Source organism: Candidatus Beckwithbacteria bacterium, from assembly GCA_012797845.1.
Classification (GTDB): domain Bacteria; phylum Patescibacteriota; class Microgenomatia; order UBA1400; family UBA1449; genus JAAZOH01.
Map to the genome: position 1 here is coordinate 1 of JAAZOH010000041.1, position 17,065 is coordinate 17,065.

Genomic DNA, 17,065 nt, shown 5'->3' on the forward strand with positions numbered 1-17,065 from the left:
AGCTGGAAACATTACTGCTCAAGGAGCTTCTTTTGACAGCCTAACTACCCATGATGCTACCGTATCTGGATCGTTGTTTGCCTCGCTGATTGAAGCCGAAGATGGTCTGACAGTTAATTTAGGTACCACTTCTAATGCTACCGATTCAGCTGACTTAGCCTCTAGTTTTAAAATCAAAAATGCTGGTGATACTGTAGCCTCAATTGACGCTTCTGGCTCAGCTACTTTAGCCACTTTAACTACCAGTAAAATTAACATTCCTTCGGAAGATGCCACTAATCCAGAGGAGTTAAACGAAACAGAACTCAATCAAATTGCTAAATCAATTGGCATGGGTAAAATCAAAGCTGGCTTTATTAACGTAATTATTAAAGCTCCAGCTGTGACTAAAGATTCACTGATCTTTATAACTCCGACCAGCAATACTCCCCTACCTTTGGCAGTCACTGACAAAATCCCAAGAGAAACCTTTACCGTTTCTATCCCTCAAGCTACTACTAACGCCATTACCTTCAACTGGTGGATTATTAATTAGAAAAACACAACAAAAAGCGCGCTCAATAGAGCGCGCTTATAAAGTTCTTGTTTTGGAAAATAATTATTCTCCCTCTTGAATCGCTCCTACTGGACAGACTCCTTTAGCTGCCTCAGCTTGAGCATCATCCATCGGCTCACCAATAAATTCTGACTTACCATCCTCACCAATCTTAAAATTGTTAGGGTAACTAGCTACACAAGTTTGGCAAGCAATACAGAGAGTTTTATCAACCTTGAGTTTTTTTGGCATATTTTGTAAAAAACTTTATAACCTTTTTATTGTAACAAGATTTAGATTTTGAAGCTAGTAATTAAGCATAGAAAAAATAGAGACGCGATGTTGTCGCGTCTCTACAATAAATCTATATCAAACTAAGATCTAAGTTAAAGAAGTATTACTTAGTTAAGCAACTCATGAGCTTCCAGTAAGCGCTTTAGAGCTACTACATAAGCAGCAATGCGCATGCTCACTTTTCTACTCTGATATTCTTCCCAAACATTAGCAAAAGCCTGATCCATAATAGTTTTGAGTTTGGCAAAAACTTCTTCCTTCCCCCAATAGTAGCCTTGTAAATTTTGCACCCATTCAAAATAGCTGGTTACTACCCCGCCAGCATTAGCTAAGATATCGGGTACAACTATATTTTTTGAGTTTTTCAAAAATTCCTGTTCAGCCTCAACAGTCATTGGACCGTTGGCTAGCTCTAAAACAACCGAGGCTTTGACTTTGCCAATATTAGTTTTAGTCAAAACCCCATCAATAGCCGCTGGTACTAAAATATCAACTGGTAAAGCCAGTAGTTCTTCATTACTAATTATTTTACCTTCATTACCAACACAGTCAGCTAAACTTTCTCCTTCCTGTAAACGGTTCATCACTTCTTCTGGATCAAGGCCACTATCAACATACAAACCCTCTCGGCTATTGGAAACCGAAACCACTTTGTACCCAGCTTGATTGGCAAAGTAGGCAAACCAGTAGGCTACATTTCCAAAACCTTGGACTGCCACTCGTAACTCTTTTGGTTTCTTACCAAGTTTGGCAGCTAACTGTTGCAGTACATAAAACCCTCCTAACCCAGTAGCCTCTTCCCTACCTTGGCTCCCACCTAAAATAATCGGTTTGCCGGTAAAAGTAGCTCGAGGGTTTTGCAAACCCTGCAAGCCTTTTTGTGACAAATAGTGCTCATATTCATCAACCATCCAAGCCATAATCTGACCATTGGTATTGACATCTGGAGCTGGCACATCCAGCCAGGGCCCAATGTATGGCGCAAAAGCTTTACCATATTCACGAGATAAAGCCTCCAGTTCTTTGCTGCTTAATTTTTTGGGGTCAAGACTGATACCACCCTTGGCACCACCATAGGGAATTCCCGCTACTGCTGTTTTAAAACTCATCCAGAGTGATAGAGCTTTTACTTCATCTTCTGATACATTTGTGTGATATCGGATACCACCTTTGTACGGACCTAGATATTTGTTGTGTTGGCTGCGAAAAGCCTTATAACTAACAGTCTTACCATTATCCATTTTAATAGTAAGGGTCTTTTTAATTACCCGATCCGGAGTTTGCAAACTTGCAATCGTTTTGTCAGACAGCTCTAAAACCTGAGCTGCTTGAACCACTTGGGCTTTGGCTTCATCAAAAGCAGACATAAAAATATGAAGTATTTAGTGTTACGTATATATGACTAGCTACAAAACAATAAAGACTCCATGCTCCAAATTTATAACTATTTTGTTTCTTGATTTTCTAAAAACCGTTCAATGTCCAGTGCTGCCATCACTCCCATCCCAACCGCAGTCGTAGCTTGGCGGTAGCGAAAATCAACTACGTCACCAGCTGCAAACACTCCTTTTTTTGAGGTCATAGTTGGATAGCCATCCAGCCAAATATGTTCAATACTGTTAGCTGGTGACAAACCGGTTAGTGATGTTTTTATGTACCCTTTTTCATCAATTTGGATATATTTAGAAAACAAATCAGTTTTGGGCATATGACCAATCGCATAGAAGAGGCCATCAGCTTCCACCACTTGTTTATCCTGGTTTTCATTATTTTTGAGAGTCAGCTTGCTTAAACGGCCTTCACCCCCAAGTTCGACAACTTCACTGTTCCACAAGATGGTTATTTTGGGATTTTGGTGAACCCGCTCTTGCATCACTTTAGAAGCTTTCAGCTGATCGCGCCGCACTACCAAAAAGACCTCTTTGGCAAAGCGAGTTAAAGCCAAAGCGTCTTCACAAGCAGCGTCACCGCCGCCAACTACATAGACAATTTTATCTTTGTAAAAAGCTGCGTCACAAACTGCACAAGCCGATATACCTCGTCCAAAGAATTGGTTTTCGTTTGGCAAATTGAGTCTAATCGCTTCTGCCCCTGTTGAAATCAGTATTGTTTGCCCTAAAAACACTTCTTCGCCCCGCCATACTTCAAAGGGTGTTTTGCTAAAGTCAACTTTGTCTACTATACCATCAATAATTTGCGTCCCAAATTTTTCTGCTTGCGCACGCATTTGCATCATCAATCTTGGCCCATCAATCCCTTGGTCAAATCCAGGGAAATTTTCGACTTCTCTTGTAAACATCAATTGTCCTCCACTAGTATTACCAGCAAAAAGTAAGGGTTTGAGCTTAGCTCGAGCCAGGTAAATTGCAGCTGCGTACCCACTGGGACCAGAACCGATAATGATAACTTTGTGTTTTGTCATAGTAGTAATTTACTTAGCTAAATCTTCTATCATAGCTCGTAAACCGGCTTCTCCTGGAAATCCAACTTTGCGATCTACTTCCTTGCCATCTTTAAACACAATCATGGTTGGAATACTCATCACTCCATATTGCATAGCTAGCTCCTGAGCTTCGTCAACATCAACCTTACCAATCACAACCTTATTACCCAGCTCATCAGCCAATTTGTCAATAATAGGAGCAGCCATTTGGCAAGGACCACACCACTGAGCATAAAAATCAATGACCGCCGGTTTATCGGCTTTTAAAACTTTTTCATCAAAATCTGTTTTGGTAAAATGAGGTGCTGCCATGATATTTTTACTAGAAATAATAGCCAGTAAATTTTTACCAACAAAAACTCTAGTTTATTTAAAATTTAATAACTTATTAACAATATCTTCAAAATTAGTTTGATCGCGCTGACACTGAATTTTGCAAGATTCTTGAGCTAAAATTTTAGTTGCTATTTTGGTCAAAGCAGCTCGAACTGCCATAATTTGATTGATTGTTTCAACACAACCTTTATCTTCCTCAATCATTTTCTCAATACCTTCTACTTGACCTTTAGCCCGCCTGATTCGATCCAATAATAACTCTTTCTCGGATTTGTGTTTGCCACTTTGTAACATACCCCCATAGGGTATATCTAGATAGTAGTTTTGTCAAGGGGAAATCTGCTAAAACATCTCGTCGGGCACATCAGCAACCATGGTGCCTAGTTTTTCACCACCCAAAACCCGACCCAGATCTTCAGCCTTAAAAACTAAAATGGGGATTTTTTCATTTTGGCAAATAGCAAAAGCGTTGCTATCCATGACTTTGAGATGCTTTTCTAAAGCGGTTTGATAGTTGAGATATTTATATTTTTGGGCTTCACTATTTTGATCAGGATCACTAGTATAAACTCCATCAGTGGTACTACATTTTAAAATAATATTGCAATTAAGTTCAGCTGCTCGTAAAGCGGCTGCTGAATCGGTAGTAAAAAAGGGGCTGCTAGTTCCGCCTGCTAAAATCACAATTCTGTTTTTTTCTAAGCGGGCGAGTGCGGTTTTGCGGTAAAACGTCTCAGCAACGGCATTCATTTGAATAGCAGTCATTAAGATAGCGGTGCGTTTTTTATCCAGTCGATTAATGGATTCTTCCAAAGCTAGACCATTCATGATGGTGGCTAACATGCCAATATAATCAGCTGTAGCTTTATCTACTTGCGTATTTGCTTCTCGACCCCGATACAAATTACCACCTCCAACCACGATCGCCATTTCGTACCCAGTCCGCTCTCGCATTTCCAATAGACCCCGAGACACAGCATCCACTACATCAAAATTGAGTCCCTTTTCATTGGCTTGATTAAATGATTCGCCAGTTAGCTTAATCATGACGCGTTTGAAGGTAAAATCATGAGTCATATACATTCCTTTTTTAAAATGGTAACTCCAAAGATTCTAGCAAATCTATCTCCTTCTCCACAAGAGAACAATTCCACTGGCAATAAAAACAAGACTCATCCATTGGCCAGTAGTCAAAACCCCCAAGCGCCACGGATCAAGGCGTAAAAACTCCAAGCTAAATCTAATTAGACCATAACCAAAAAAATATATAGCAGTAAAAAAACCTATCTTGTGCTTGTATTTACTCTGCCACCATAAAACGCCCAGCAGAACAAGGTTTAATAAAGCTTCATAAGCAAATAAGGGGTGAAAGTGGGTAAAATTGATTAACTCAACTGGACGCTTGGCCAGGGGAATAAAAATAGCCCAAGGTAAAGTACTGGGTGGGCCAAAGAGTTCTTGATTATAAAAGTTGCCCAAGCGACCCACAGCTTGGGCTAAAGGCAAAGCAAAAACCAAAATATCGCTACTATATAAAAATAGAGAAATTTGCTTACTATACCAAAGATACAAAAGTAGCCCCAATAACCCACCAAAAATTGCCCCAAAAATCCCTAGCCCCCCCTGCCAAAGATATAAAATTTTAGCAAGATCTTCTTGATAATAGACCCAATAATCAATTACATGGTAAACTCTAGCTCCAACTACAGCCGGAATAGCTAGCCAAAGCAGCAGTTGATCCAAAGAAATGTGTTGGTATGTTTTATGAAAAGTCGTAAGTTGTTTTTGTACCTTCCCAGCTAATTCTATTCCCAGCCAAATACCCAAGCCAATTAACAACCCATATATATGCAATACCATAATTAGTAGATGGTTTTAATAAAAAACAATACATTGATTACAGTCATTACAATCAGATAAATTTGTAACTCTTGATCAGATATGGTTTTATTAATCTGCCAAAATAGCCAAGTTCGCAAATAGTCTTTATTACTCACAAAGTCCTGCCACTCATCTAGAAGTAGATGTAAACCCAGCCCTAACACAAACCCCTTGCCAAATAGCGAAGAAGTGGAACTAATAGTAAAAAAAGCTAGTAAGACCCATACAACCTGAAATAGAGCCGAGCGAAAGGTAAGGTGTTTTTGCAAACGTTTGTTGTACATCAAAAGCTGCCAGCCTTTTTTGAACTGTTTTTTAGCAAAATAGGCTTTAACGTAGTAGGCCAATTCAGTATCTGGATTAGCAAAATACAGATCTACCAATCTATCAGCATACAAAACCATGTATCCCAAACCACCGCCACATATCCACAAACCTATCGGCAACCAGTATTGCCAATATATATAAAGCTGATTGCTAAATAGTCGAATCAGTAAGATGGCAACGCTAATCGCGAAAACTGCAATGGTAGTGGGAATCTTGGGCAAGGTTTTCATAGCTTATTTCTAAGTATAACCCAATTAGATTTTCTTTTCTTTGCTCTTGATCTGTTTAAGCTTCCACATAAAAAGCCGAGATTTACTTTTAACATTAGTAGCATCGGTTACAAAAGAACGGGCTTGTTCTAAAAGTGATCTGGGCATGGTTTTGGCAAATTTAATATACATACTAACTCGCTTAAGATCATCAAGTTCCAAAGCTAAACGGTAACCATAATCCTGAAACTCTCGGCTAATATATTTACCACTATTGTCTAAATCATGATTTTGAAGCAAGTCTCCCAAGCTTTGCATTTTGGAAGCTTGGCGTTTTGGAGCTGGTTTCATAGACAATGGACTTCTTGGGTTTTTTCTAAAGCAGTGGCAAATAAAGCTGGTAATTGTGCCATTTCGGTCTGGCTAAAATCTTTTAAAACATAATTATCAGCCAAACTTAAACCCTGTTGTTTTATGCTTTGATAGCCTAAACCAGCAATACCTAAACGTAATCGACAAAAGTCTGAAGTATGAAGCTGGTCAACAATATTGTTTACCCCGTTGTGTTGTTTAGGTCCTTTATTATGGCTTAGTTTATAGTGGCCAAAAGCTATGTCTAAGTCATCGTGAATAAGTAGTAAATCCTGATGAGGTTTAAGCTTATAAAAATCTATCAAAGCTTTTACAGCTATACCTGAATTATTCATGTATGTTTGTGGCTTAACCAGAAGTAGATCATCGGCATTATATTTTAACTGACAAACCAAGCTTTTGAATTTTTCTTCATGGCAAAAACGAGCTTTGGGGTCAATTTTTTCTTGCAAAAAATCCACAAAGATAAAGCCAATATTATGACGGTTATAGCGGTGTTTTGGTTCCGGATTACCTAAACCAACTACTAGTTTCATACATTTATATTTTCTCACACAATATCTCAGCAACTTCTTCATCAGATACTTGTGGAAATTCCTGATAAAACTGACCAACTGCAAAAAACTGTTGCGGCACTTCCAAATAGTAAACTGCATCAACTTCTTTTTCCAGTAGTTGTAAGGTGTCTAAAGGTAAAACTGGTACCGCAATCAAAACCTGGTGAGGATTTTGCTCCCAAACCTCTCGGGCTGCAGCAATAATAGTTGCTCCCGTAGCTGCCCCATCATCAGCAATAATCACTGTTTTGCCAGCCAAACTCAGAGTTGCTTGATTCTGGCGATACAAACTGGTGCGCCTATCAATTTCCTGCTGTTGCCTAGCTATTTCTTTTTCCAAATAGCTATGATTGATGTGTAAGTCACTTAGAAGCTTTTCATTGAGATATAAGCTTCCTTTTAAACTTCCAACTGCTCCCAATGCTAATTCGCGATCACCGGAAGATTGTAGTTTTCTGGTTACAATAATATCGTGCTGACAAGCTAAAGCTGTAGCCAGTTCCCGTCCTACTACCACTCCCCCTCTGGGGATACTTAAGACGATCACCTCACTACCAGTAAAATCTTGCAAAACTAATTTTAGTTTTTGAGCCAGTTGTTGACCAGCTTGAGTTCTACTTACAAACATAGGTATTCTTATACTAACACATCATCCTACTTTGCCAACAAAAAGCCCCGTCAATGCGGGGCTTGTATATTTCTTTTCAAGATATTATTTTAATTGTTTTTTGGCAAATTCCCCTAAAATCGGCACTACAAATTCTTCACCTTGATAAGTTTTGACAATTAAAACTAACCAGAGAATAAAAGAGCCAATCCCAATCAGTGGCATAATAATCCCTAGCAGAGCCGCCAGGGGACCAATAGCAAACATAACAGGCACAAGCACAACCACTAGTACCATATATAAAATATGGATAAAACCAAAGGTTACTAGGCTCTGCATAGCATGAAATCTAATTTTTTTATTATCCTTTTCCAAAAGTAAAAACAACAAACCACTAACCCAACCCAAAACATAACACAGGGCTGCTTCGACATTTGGTTCTAGACCAGTAATAGTTTTAGAAGTTTTTTCAGCCATAATTTTTGTGAAATAAATTTTGAGCCAATAAATATATTGACTGTAAAATTTATTCTGCTATTTGATTTTTATTAATAATACTGCGACTTGCTAACTGCCGATACACATAGGCTGAAGCTACCATTACCACTGGAACCGCCACTAGTAGGCCAACTACCAAAGCTAACAGTCCTAGGATTTCAACTCCAATCATGGTCAAGCCAAAAAGCAAAATCTGCCAACGACTGCCTTTGGTAATTTTGGCACTTTCTTTTAAGGCTTCGATTGGCCCTAAGTTTTTATCGATAATCACAAATGGCATATAAGCATATTTAATGGCCCACATAATACCAGGGACGATGAGAAGAACTAAACCTACAGTGACTATTAAACCATACAGAATTGAAGCAAGAAAATACTTAACAATATATGGTAGGGTACTAAATAACTCATTAAATTCAGGTTTTTCTCCGTCAACAAAAGCCAGGGTAATCTTCATCATTCCTAAGCCAATCATCAGGCTAATAGCTGTTGAAATTAGCTGAAAGATAATGGTCAAAAAAACTGGACCATCTTCCAAGGCTTTAGTTACAAAACTACTCATAAAACTAATGCCAAATAGAATTAAAAGTAGGAGCAAGAAAAAGCCGAGATTTTGTTTAACAGTTTGCCAAGCAAAAGAAACGGCTTCTGAAGTGGAAAATGCAGTTGCCATATGTGATTAAAACTTAGTAACTACTTTCATAGTAACAAAAACTTTGCTTGGAATACAAGTCTAATATAGAAAATTGCTAATAACTTAAAATAGTCCTAGTTGAGATTGAGAGGGAGTATTGTCTGTCGCACCATTACCCCAGATTTTAACCGTTCCAAAGACACCATCATACCCAGGTTCAACTACAATGTCACCAGACCGAACCTTGGCTATAGCTTGACCAAGTTTAGTTCCTCCAACACTTTCTATGGCCTTAATATCAACTTCCCGCAAAATAGCTAACTCAGATTTAAATTGATCAATCAGTTGATCATATAAGATAGCTACTGCTTTAGTATTAACTCCTTTTTCTAATATTTCAGCAATGATTTCTTTAAGTGGTACTAACATCACATATGGGTTTGTACCTGACTGCTCTGCTTGATAATGAGTAATACCCTGCTTGTCTGTTTTTTTGACAATTTCCACATCCCGACTAGCCAACTGCTCCACTCGACCCATAACTCCTAAAGTCAAAGGTTTGCCACAAACATGACACATTTGCCCTCTACTCCGAGTTTCTTGTGGCAATTGCCTGATATTACATTTAGCATGACCATCGACATGATATTTGCCTTCTTCAGGATAAAATTCAATTGTTTCTTTGATTCGCCAATCACCTTTTTTCTGCAAAGCAGCTTTAAAATCTTGGTAGCTAAAATTTTCTTTGTTTTTGCTTTCAAAAATTGTTAATTCCCGGCCTAGTTTATCCGGACTATGAGCATCAGAAAAAGACACAATTGAACGATTATCAAATTCGGTAATCCGCCAGTTCATCGCTGGATCAGAAGATAGTCCGGTTTCTACTGCATAAATTTTCTCCGCATATGTACCGCAGCATTCCCGCAAGCTATCAAAACCTGATTTAGAGCCTAAAAGTCCAAACCATGGCGTCCAAACATGAGCCGGAATGAGGATAATGTCTTCTGAAATGCCAAATAAAAGTTTGCATAGGTCAATTATCGATAAACCAATAATGGGCCGGCCATCAGACATCAGGTTGCAACCCCTATTTCTCATAGCTTCATTAATTTTCTTAACTGTCTCAAGATTAGGAGCAAACACTAAGATATGAATCCGCCGCCCCTTACCTCCTTGACTATAAATACAGGAAATTTCAGTTCCTAAAATGTATAAAGCTCCTTCTGACTCTGATTTAACTCGGTAAATACCTTGTTTTGTTTCTTCCAGCTGACTCTCTAATTCTCGAATCCAAAGCGGATGAGTAAAATCACCAGTAGCCAGTAAATCAATTCCTTTAACTTTAGCCATTTTAGCCATAATTGGCAGTGTCATATTTTTAGAAACGGCTCGGGAATATTTAGAATGAAGGTGAAGATCTGCTACTAATTGCATAAGAGACAGCTTAACTTAATTTTGCAAAAAAAGAAACTGCTACAATAGTGTAATGACTAAAAAAAGAGTTTTGATTACCACAGTCAGAGAAGGACATAAAAGTATCGCTAACGCTATAGAAGCCTTATTGAGCCAACAATATCAAGTAAAACAAACTCCTGACAACTATTTCGACATTCTCTTTAGACCTTATTCAAAATCGATTCAATTTTTTCCTTATATCATGTATATTCCTTTTTTTCTGGCAAAAAATGAGTATTTTAATAAGTTGAGTCGTCAAGCCTTCAAAAAAACTGCCTATCAAAAAACACTAAAAGACGTACTTTCATTTCAACCTCATTGTATTATTTCAACCTATTTTGGCTTTAATGAAGCTTTAAATCAGATCTGTAAAGCTAAAAAAATACCATGGTTTAATATTGTTACTGATCCTAGAATTGCACACTCAAATTTACTCGATAAAAAAACACTTAATTTAGTTTTTGATCAGGAGTTATCTGATACAGCTCAACATGCATACAACATTGCAAAAGACAAACTTCTGGTTAGTGGTTGGTTTGTTCATCCCAAATTTTATCAACACGATAGTTCAGAACAAATGTGGCGGTTTTTTGACTTTAACCCTAAGGTGTTTACTATTTTAATTTGTGGTGGCAGCGAAGGCATGAGCGCTATTTTAAAAATTTTACCAGCTTTTATTAATTCTCCCAAGCCAGTTCAGGTAATCATTGTTTGTGGTAAAAATAAAATCTTAGCAAGGTTAATTAAGCAATTTTTAAGGAGTACTAAATCATTATTACCTCAAAGTCATAATGCAAATATTAAGGTGCTGGGTTTTACAACTAAAATGCCCGAACTTATGAGTATGGCTAATTTAGTGGTAGGTAAGGCTGGCCCTAATTTGCTTTTTGAAGCAGTGGCAAGCCAGAAACCTTTCCTAGCCATTTCCCATATGCCTGGCCAAGAAGAACCTAATCTAAAGCTTATTAAAGATTTGAAACTTGGTTTTGTAGAAGAAAATCCTTTAAAAACTATTCCTTTGCTACACAAAATTATCACCTACCCCAGAATTTTAAAACGCTTTAGTCAAGGTATTACAAAAATAAGAAATCACAATCAAAAATCTGCTCAGGTTTTACAAACCTATCTCAAACAAAAATTAGGCTAAGCTATACTCTATAAAAAGAAAGAGCGCATAAAGCCCAACCAAAACTAGACCTTCCCAACGCTGCAATATTAATTTGGTTCTTACAAACAGCCACAGCAAGGCAAAGCCAAATAAAAACATGATAGAAGCTGTTAAAACTGAAGTACTTCCGGTACCCAAAGTCACCGGACTAATAAGGGCAGTTAAGCCTAAAATAAGCGTGGAATTGGCAATTAAAGAGCCAAGTAAATCACCAAAAACCGCACTGACTTGTTTCTGTCGAGCAGCTCGAAGCTCCAAAGCCAGTTCTGGTAAAGAAGTCCCGACTGCAATTAAAAATAGACCAATTAAAACAATGGGCATATGCAAATCTAAAGCAATTCGGGAGCCGGTTTGTACCACCACGTTAGCAGAGACAAGCAACATGACAATTCCAAAAACAAAACTGCTTAACTGTTTTTTATCATAGCTTTTCCCCAATACATGCAACCATCGACCAACGTTTTTAATTTGCTTAGTAGCTTGTTTTGAAACATCCTGACGTTTGCTATGCAAAACCGTGGCATGGTAAAGCAAAAAGGCAAAAACTAGCAAGGCTCCGTCAGTTCTAGCTAGTTTGCCATCAAGTAGTAAAGTGAGAGGAAACATAAGAATTAAAAATGATTTTAAAACATCTTTTTTAATAAAGCCGTTGACTACTCGTAATCCACCCCCCAAAACCGCTACCATTCCAATAACCAAAGTCACATCAGCTACATTAGAGCCGATTACCATTCCTACCACTAGTTTTGGTTTGCCAGCTATGGCACTAGAAAGAGCTACAAATAGTTCTGGTAGTGAAGTAGCTACTGCTGAAAATAGCCCGGCTATAGCAAAAATCTCAACTTTACTCGATTTTGATAAAGCGTTTAAGGCAGTGATAATAATTTGACTAGCTTTGGTCAGGAAAAACAGGGCCGCAAAAAACAGCAAAACATCTACTAAAGTAATAAAAAAACTTAGCATGGGCAGGGAAGTAGGCAATTAGTTACTAAATATAATGATAACAAGAGAAAGTTTGAAGTGTAAAGAGTATAAGCTTAAAAACGCCGACAACAAATACAATATCCACATTTTAATCCCGTTACTTGTCCCATAACTCTTTGCTTAGGGCAAGTATTTGACTCAGGAGTCCACATTGATTCTATTATTCCCCCGCTATAAAAGCAGCCTAATTCTGTAAATTCTTGAGCCTTTCTTTGAGGAGAGTACAGATTATATTGGTAAACAAAAAAACCAATGAGCAATAATAAAAATACTCCCAATACTCCAATTATAAATTTGTTCATAACATGATTATAGAAATGAAAAAAGGCCTTATGCAAGAGTCAGTTGTGTGATTTTATTTTTAAATATTTCTTCATCAAATCTAAGAGCGTTATTTTGCAAATCTTTTTTACTATAATGTTTTTTGTCAAATCTCTTAATCGCTTTAACCAAACTACTAATACTATAATCTCTAAAAAATTCTCCAGTTTTACCATCAATTACTGTTTCTTTATAACCACCTCCATAGTAGGCAATAACAGGTGTTCCAGCTGCCTGGGCTTCAACTAAAGTCATACCAAAATCTTCATCTTGGGCTAAGGCTAGAAAGGCTTTGGCTTGACCGTACAGTTGCCATAGTTTAGCATCAGGCACTCGACCTAAAAACTCAATATTATCTGCCTTAAGCTTGCTAAGTTTGTCTTCTTCCCAAGCAAGACCAGCTGTTTCACCTACAATCTTTAGAGAAAATTTGAGCTGTCTGGCTGCTTGCATAGCTAAATCAATTCCTTTTGAACCAACTACGCGAGAAACGATTAGGTAAAAATCCTGTTTTTTGATATTTTTTGTAACCCGCATAATTTCTCGAACTTTAATAGGTGGGTAAACAATAATTGAATCACGATGATAAAAACGCTTAACCCGGTCTTGGACATTAGCAGAGTTAACAATAAAACTATCTGGTCTTTGAGCCGCTTGGTAATCATATTTTTTCAAAAAGCCATTAACTAGCTTGGCATAGATTCTAATCGGAAAATAGCGTTGCCATTCAATTGAAGTTGGCAAGCCATATAAATAACGAGGCGGAGTATGGCAATAGCAAATATGTTTGGTTGGGGACTTGGTTTTAATGCCTTTAGTGATATACCAAGAAGCCGAAGAGATCACCATGTCAAAGTCGCTAAAATCAAAGCTTTCCCAAATAACTGGGGCTAAAAACCTTAGCGGACTATACAACTTGCCTCTTTTCAAAAGTGGAGCCAACCAGGATTCAATGATTTTTTTATCGTTAAAATGTTGCCAAGCCGAAGAATCTTTAGTCGCAAAAGCCGTATATATAGGAGCTTGCGGAAACATATTAGAAAGAGTTTGTAACACTCGTTCTGCTCCTCCATACTCATTAAGATAATCGTGAACCAAGACAATTTTCATAGATTTAAAACAGACCCATTTGATTATCAGCAGTTTTTTTCTTGGTTTTTTTAGGAGCTGCTTCACCACCCATAGTGTCCTGCACCATTTCTTCCCAACTGTCTCCAGGTAAGCGCTTCAGCAAACTTCTAAATTCTAATTGCAAAAACAGCTCTTCAGCTTCTTCGCGGTTATAGTCGGTAAGTCGGCTCTTGGCTTTATCAAAGGTGATGGGAACATTAATTATAATTGTTGCTAGTTCTTTGGAAAGTTTTGCTATATCTCGATCGATTTCCAATTTGTCTTTTAAAGAACCCGAGATCTCACTTAAATGCTGGTAAATTGTTTCCATGCTGCCATATTTAGTAATTAGTTGAGTAGCAGCTTTTGGCCCTATGCCTTTAACTCCTGGAATTTCGTCACTACTGTCACCCACTAAAGCTTTGTAATCAATGAGTTGTTTGGGTTTAAAACCATATTCTTTTTCAAAAATTTCTTGATCAAAGGTTTTTTCCGGGATTCGACCTCGGGATGGAAAGTAAACTGATGTTTTAGCTGAGATGAGTTGCAAGGCATCTCTATCACCGGTCACAATAGTAATGGCTTCAAAACCATTTTGTTCAGCTTGATACGATAGAGTTCCCAAAACATCATCAGCTTCATACCCTTCGATCCCAAATTGGGGAATATTTAACACTGAAACCACTTCTTTGGTACGTTTAATTTGACCAGCTAGTTCTTCATCCATTTTGGGTCGGGAGGCTTTATAACCTTTAAACTGCTTGTGTCTAAAAGTTGGCGCCTTTTCATCAAAAGCCACAATGGTGTGAGTTGGTTGCAGTTTTCTAAACACTGTTAGCAAAGTACTAGTAAAACCATAAACCGCATTGGTTAGTTCACCCTGACTGGTTCGCAGGGTTTGGGGAAATGCATGATAGGCTCGATGCAATAAAGCATTGCCATCAAACAACACTAGTTTTTCGGAATGCACGTCAGACATGAAGTATTACTTTTTACTAAGACCATCCTTAACTAAATAATCTACTTTAGATTTGAGCTCATCTACTTTAGTCATAAGCTCATCCAGTTCCTGAGAAATTTTAGCATTATTACGCAAGGTCCGGCGGTGCGCATAGAAAGAGGCTACTAAGGCAATTACAGTTGAAAATAGGGCAATTCCAGAAAACATTAAAATTACCCCAACCACCTTGCCTCCAAAAGTCACTGGCACAAAATCACCATAGCCAGTAGAACTGACGGTTACTAAAGCCCACCATAAACCATCTCCAAAGCTAGTAATAGTAGCTTGATCGTGAGAATATTCCAAAAAAGGAACAATAATAGCTGAAACTAATACTAAAATTAAACCAAGAAGGAGAAATTTTTGGATTTTATAAATGGTAAATAGTTCTCGTAGCAGCAGTTTAGTACGCGTAGACATACAAATATTAGACAGTCTTTTTCTTCATTATAGCTTCAAAGTCTTCCCGCTCCAATGTTTCTTTTTCAATCAGCTTAGCAGCTACTGCATCCAGTTTACTTTTGTGACCTTTAAGAGTTTTCAGGGCTCGTTGATAGGCTTCATCAACGATCTTTTTCATTTGGGTATCAACCTGGGATTGCATGGCTTCTGATAAATCTGATTGAATAACTGTCCCTCGACGATAATTGATCTGCTCGGATTGAGAGCTTAAATTAATTGGTCCCAAAGCAGACATACCATAATCAACTACCATCGCTCGGGCTATTTTAGTTACCTGCTCAATGTCCGAAGAAGCCCCACCAGTCATTTCTTTAAATTCTAATTCTTCAGCTGCTCGTCCTCCTAAGAGCATGACTGCTTTATCCAGGAGCTCTGATCTGGTTTCCTGATATTTATCCCGTTCGGGCGGTACTTCAGTTTGACCCAAAGTCATACTCCGGGAAATAATCGAGACCCGATGAACTGGATCAGTATATTTCATATAGAAAGCACAAACTGCATGACCAGCCTCATGATAAGCTGTCATCCGTTTTTCTTCATCTGATTGGAGGCGCCTCTTCTGTGGACCAAGTTTGACTTTAGTAGCTGCTTCTTCAATATCGCCATAGTTAATTTCTTTTCGATTGGCTCTAGCTGCATTGATGGCCGCTTCGTTGAGCATGTTTTCTAAATCTGCTCCAGAAAAACCAACTGTCCGGCGAGCTACCATGTTCCACTTAATATCTTTAACAAAAGGTTTGCCTTGAGCATGAATATGCAAAATGTTTTGACGGCCTTCAATATCTGGTAAATCCAGATAAACCCGACGGTCAAAACGACCCGGTCGCAGCAGTGCATTATCCAGTAAGTCACCTCTATTGGTAGCTGCCAAAACAATAACATTATCTCTAGGAGTAAACCCATCCATTTCTACTAAAATTTGGTTGAGGGTTTGTTCCCGCTCATCATGACCACCAGTAAGAGAAGTGCCTCGTTGCCGACCAATGGCATCAATTTCATCAATAAAAATAATGGCTGGTGAAGCTTTTTTAGCAGTTTCAAATAAATCCCGCACCCGAGAAGCGCCTACTCCAACCAGCATTTCCATAAATTCCGAACCAGCCATGGATAAAAATGGCACTCCAGCTTCTCCGGCTACGGCTCGAGCCAGCAAAGTTTTCCCGGTGCCGGCTGGACCAACTAGCAAAACTCCTTTGGGAGTTTTGGCTCCTAATTGTTGGTATTTTTTAGGATGCTTTAAAAAGTCGACAATTTCTTCTAGCTCTTGCTTAACCTCATCCACTCCTCCCACGTCTTTAAAGCGAATGTTTTGCTTACCTTTCATAAACACCTTGGCTTTGTTTTTACCAAAAGAAAACACACTATCTTGAGCTCCTCGCATTTGCCGGAAAATAAAAAAGAAGATAACTGCTGTTAAAATAACTGGTAATAACAGTTCTAAAATACTACCTAAGGTTTTTAAGCCTGATTGGTTTTTGATAGTTAGCTCAACGGCAGTTGGTTTAATGCCAGCATCTTGTAAAATTGCTACCGCTGTATCTAAGGGCTCTTTGCGGGTCAGAACTTGGGTTTCATCTTTATATATAGCCGTAATTACATCACCCTCAACAGATAATGAGTTGACTTTTTTATTTTGAATATCTTGTAAAACTTTAGACAAAGGAGCTTCGTCATTAACAGGGGAAACAAACAAAACAATGAAGAAAAAGAGGGCAAAAACTACTAACAGCCATTTACCCAGGTTTTGCATATTAAATTTAAACTTAAGCTCAATTTTTTTCTCAACTGGCTTTTGAACTGATTGTTTGGAATTGGGTTTTGATCCAACTGGTTTAGTTTGCTTTTTAGTTGTATGTTTTGCCATGAATTTGC

Annotated in this window: 21 protein-coding genes; 2 read left to right on the plus strand and 19 right to left on the minus strand. The window is 38.1% G+C overall.

The window, feature by feature from the left end; all coding sequences use genetic code 11:
- Positions 1-535, plus strand: a 535-nt coding sequence (locus tag GYA49_05865) for a hypothetical protein (GenBank protein ID NMC36542.1), incomplete at its 5' end; no start/stop codon positions are given.
- Between the two features lie 63 nt (positions 536-598).
- Here the strand turns inward: GYA49_05865 and GYA49_05870 are convergent.
- The 14 genes from GYA49_05870 to GYA49_05935 all read right to left on the minus strand — a co-directional run bounded on the left by GYA49_05870 (position 599) and on the right by GYA49_05935 (position 10,127).
- On the minus strand, positions 599-787 hold the full coding sequence (locus GYA49_05870; protein ID NMC36543.1) for a ferredoxin: 189 nt from the start codon (positions 785-787) through the stop codon (positions 599-601).
- A gap of 149 nt (positions 788-936) precedes the next feature.
- The gene (locus tag GYA49_05875) at positions 937-2,196 is read right to left on the minus strand and encodes a Glu/Leu/Phe/Val dehydrogenase (protein ID NMC36544.1); all 1,260 of its coding nucleotides are present in this window, start codon (positions 2,194-2,196) and stop codon (positions 937-939) included.
- 77 nt (positions 2,197-2,273) lie between these two features.
- Positions 2,274-3,251, minus strand: coding sequence for a thioredoxin-disulfide reductase (trxB, locus tag GYA49_05880; protein NMC36545.1), 978 nt, complete (start codon positions 3,249-3,251; stop codon positions 2,274-2,276).
- 9 nt (positions 3,252-3,260) lie between these two features.
- Entirely contained in the window at positions 3,261-3,584 is a 324-nt protein-coding gene (trxA, locus tag GYA49_05885) for a thioredoxin (GenBank protein ID NMC36546.1), read from the minus strand.
- A gap of 54 nt (positions 3,585-3,638) precedes the next feature.
- On the minus strand, positions 3,639-3,902 hold the full coding sequence (locus tag GYA49_05890) for a metal-sensitive transcriptional regulator (protein NMC36547.1): 264 nt from the start codon (positions 3,900-3,902) through the stop codon (positions 3,639-3,641).
- A gap of 48 nt (positions 3,903-3,950) precedes the next feature.
- Positions 3,951-4,685, minus strand: a complete 735-nt coding sequence (gene pyrH, locus GYA49_05895) for a UMP kinase (protein NMC36548.1) — start codon at positions 4,683-4,685, stop codon at positions 3,951-3,953.
- 45 nt (positions 4,686-4,730) lie between these two features.
- Positions 4,731-5,468, minus strand: coding sequence for a prolipoprotein diacylglyceryl transferase (lgt, locus tag GYA49_05900; protein NMC36549.1), 738 nt, complete (start codon positions 5,466-5,468; stop codon positions 4,731-4,733).
- A gap of 2 nt (positions 5,469-5,470) precedes the next feature.
- The gene (locus tag GYA49_05905) at positions 5,471-6,046 is read right to left on the minus strand and encodes a hypothetical protein (protein ID NMC36550.1); all 576 of its coding nucleotides are present in this window, start codon (positions 6,044-6,046) and stop codon (positions 5,471-5,473) included.
- A 24-nt stretch (positions 6,047-6,070) separates the two neighbouring features.
- On the minus strand, positions 6,071-6,376 hold the full coding sequence (locus tag GYA49_05910; GenBank protein NMC36551.1) for a hypothetical protein: 306 nt from the start codon (positions 6,374-6,376) through the stop codon (positions 6,071-6,073).
- A complete protein-coding gene (locus tag GYA49_05915) occupies positions 6,373-6,933 on the minus strand; it encodes an aminoacyl-tRNA hydrolase (GenBank protein ID NMC36552.1) in 561 nt (186 codons plus the stop codon). Before GYA49_05915 ends, GYA49_05910 begins: the two co-directional genes overlap by 4 nt.
- A gap of 4 nt (positions 6,934-6,937) precedes the next feature.
- Positions 6,938-7,582 (minus strand): phosphoribosyltransferase, encoded by a 645-nt coding sequence (locus GYA49_05920; protein NMC36553.1) that lies wholly within the window; start codon positions 7,580-7,582, stop codon positions 6,938-6,940.
- A gap of 84 nt (positions 7,583-7,666) precedes the next feature.
- Positions 7,667-8,038: a DUF4870 domain-containing protein gene (locus tag GYA49_05925; GenBank protein ID NMC36554.1), complete on the minus strand. Its 372-nt coding sequence runs from the start codon at positions 8,036-8,038 to the stop codon at positions 7,667-7,669.
- 49 nt (positions 8,039-8,087) lie between these two features.
- Positions 8,088-8,732, minus strand: coding sequence for a DUF975 family protein (locus GYA49_05930; GenBank protein NMC36555.1), 645 nt, complete (start codon positions 8,730-8,732; stop codon positions 8,088-8,090).
- Positions 8,733-8,816: 84 nt separating this feature from the next.
- Entirely contained in the window at positions 8,817-10,127 is a 1,311-nt protein-coding gene (locus GYA49_05935) for a DNA helicase UvrD (GenBank protein NMC36556.1), read from the minus strand.
- Between the two features lie 52 nt (positions 10,128-10,179).
- Here GYA49_05935 and GYA49_05940 point away from each other — a divergent pair, with 52 nt between their 5' ends.
- Positions 10,180-11,295, plus strand: coding sequence for a hypothetical protein (locus GYA49_05940; protein NMC36557.1), 1,116 nt, complete (start codon positions 10,180-10,182; stop codon positions 11,293-11,295).
- Here the strand turns inward: GYA49_05940 and GYA49_05945 are convergent.
- From GYA49_05945 to hflB, 5 genes are all read right to left on the minus strand, one after another.
- Positions 11,287-12,279 (minus strand): sodium:calcium antiporter, encoded by a 993-nt coding sequence (locus tag GYA49_05945; protein NMC36558.1) that lies wholly within the window; start codon positions 12,277-12,279, stop codon positions 11,287-11,289. The two genes, GYA49_05940 and GYA49_05945, sit on opposite strands and share 9 nt — an antisense overlap.
- A 351-nt stretch (positions 12,280-12,630) precedes the next feature.
- Entirely contained in the window at positions 12,631-13,731 is a 1,101-nt protein-coding gene (locus GYA49_05950; protein NMC36559.1) for a glycosyltransferase family 4 protein, read from the minus strand.
- A 4-nt stretch (positions 13,732-13,735) separates the two neighbouring features.
- Positions 13,736-14,710, minus strand: a complete 975-nt coding sequence (locus GYA49_05955) for a hypothetical protein (GenBank protein ID NMC36560.1) — start codon at positions 14,708-14,710, stop codon at positions 13,736-13,738.
- A gap of 6 nt (positions 14,711-14,716) precedes the next feature.
- On the minus strand, positions 14,717-15,151 hold the full coding sequence (locus tag GYA49_05960) for a two pore domain potassium channel family protein (protein ID NMC36561.1): 435 nt from the start codon (positions 15,149-15,151) through the stop codon (positions 14,717-14,719).
- A gap of 7 nt (positions 15,152-15,158) precedes the next feature.
- Complete coding sequence (gene hflB / locus GYA49_05965; GenBank protein NMC36562.1) at positions 15,159-17,057, minus strand: ATP-dependent zinc metalloprotease FtsH; 1,899 nt, start codon at positions 17,055-17,057, stop codon at positions 15,159-15,161.
- Between the last annotated feature and the right edge of the window lie 8 nt (positions 17,058-17,065).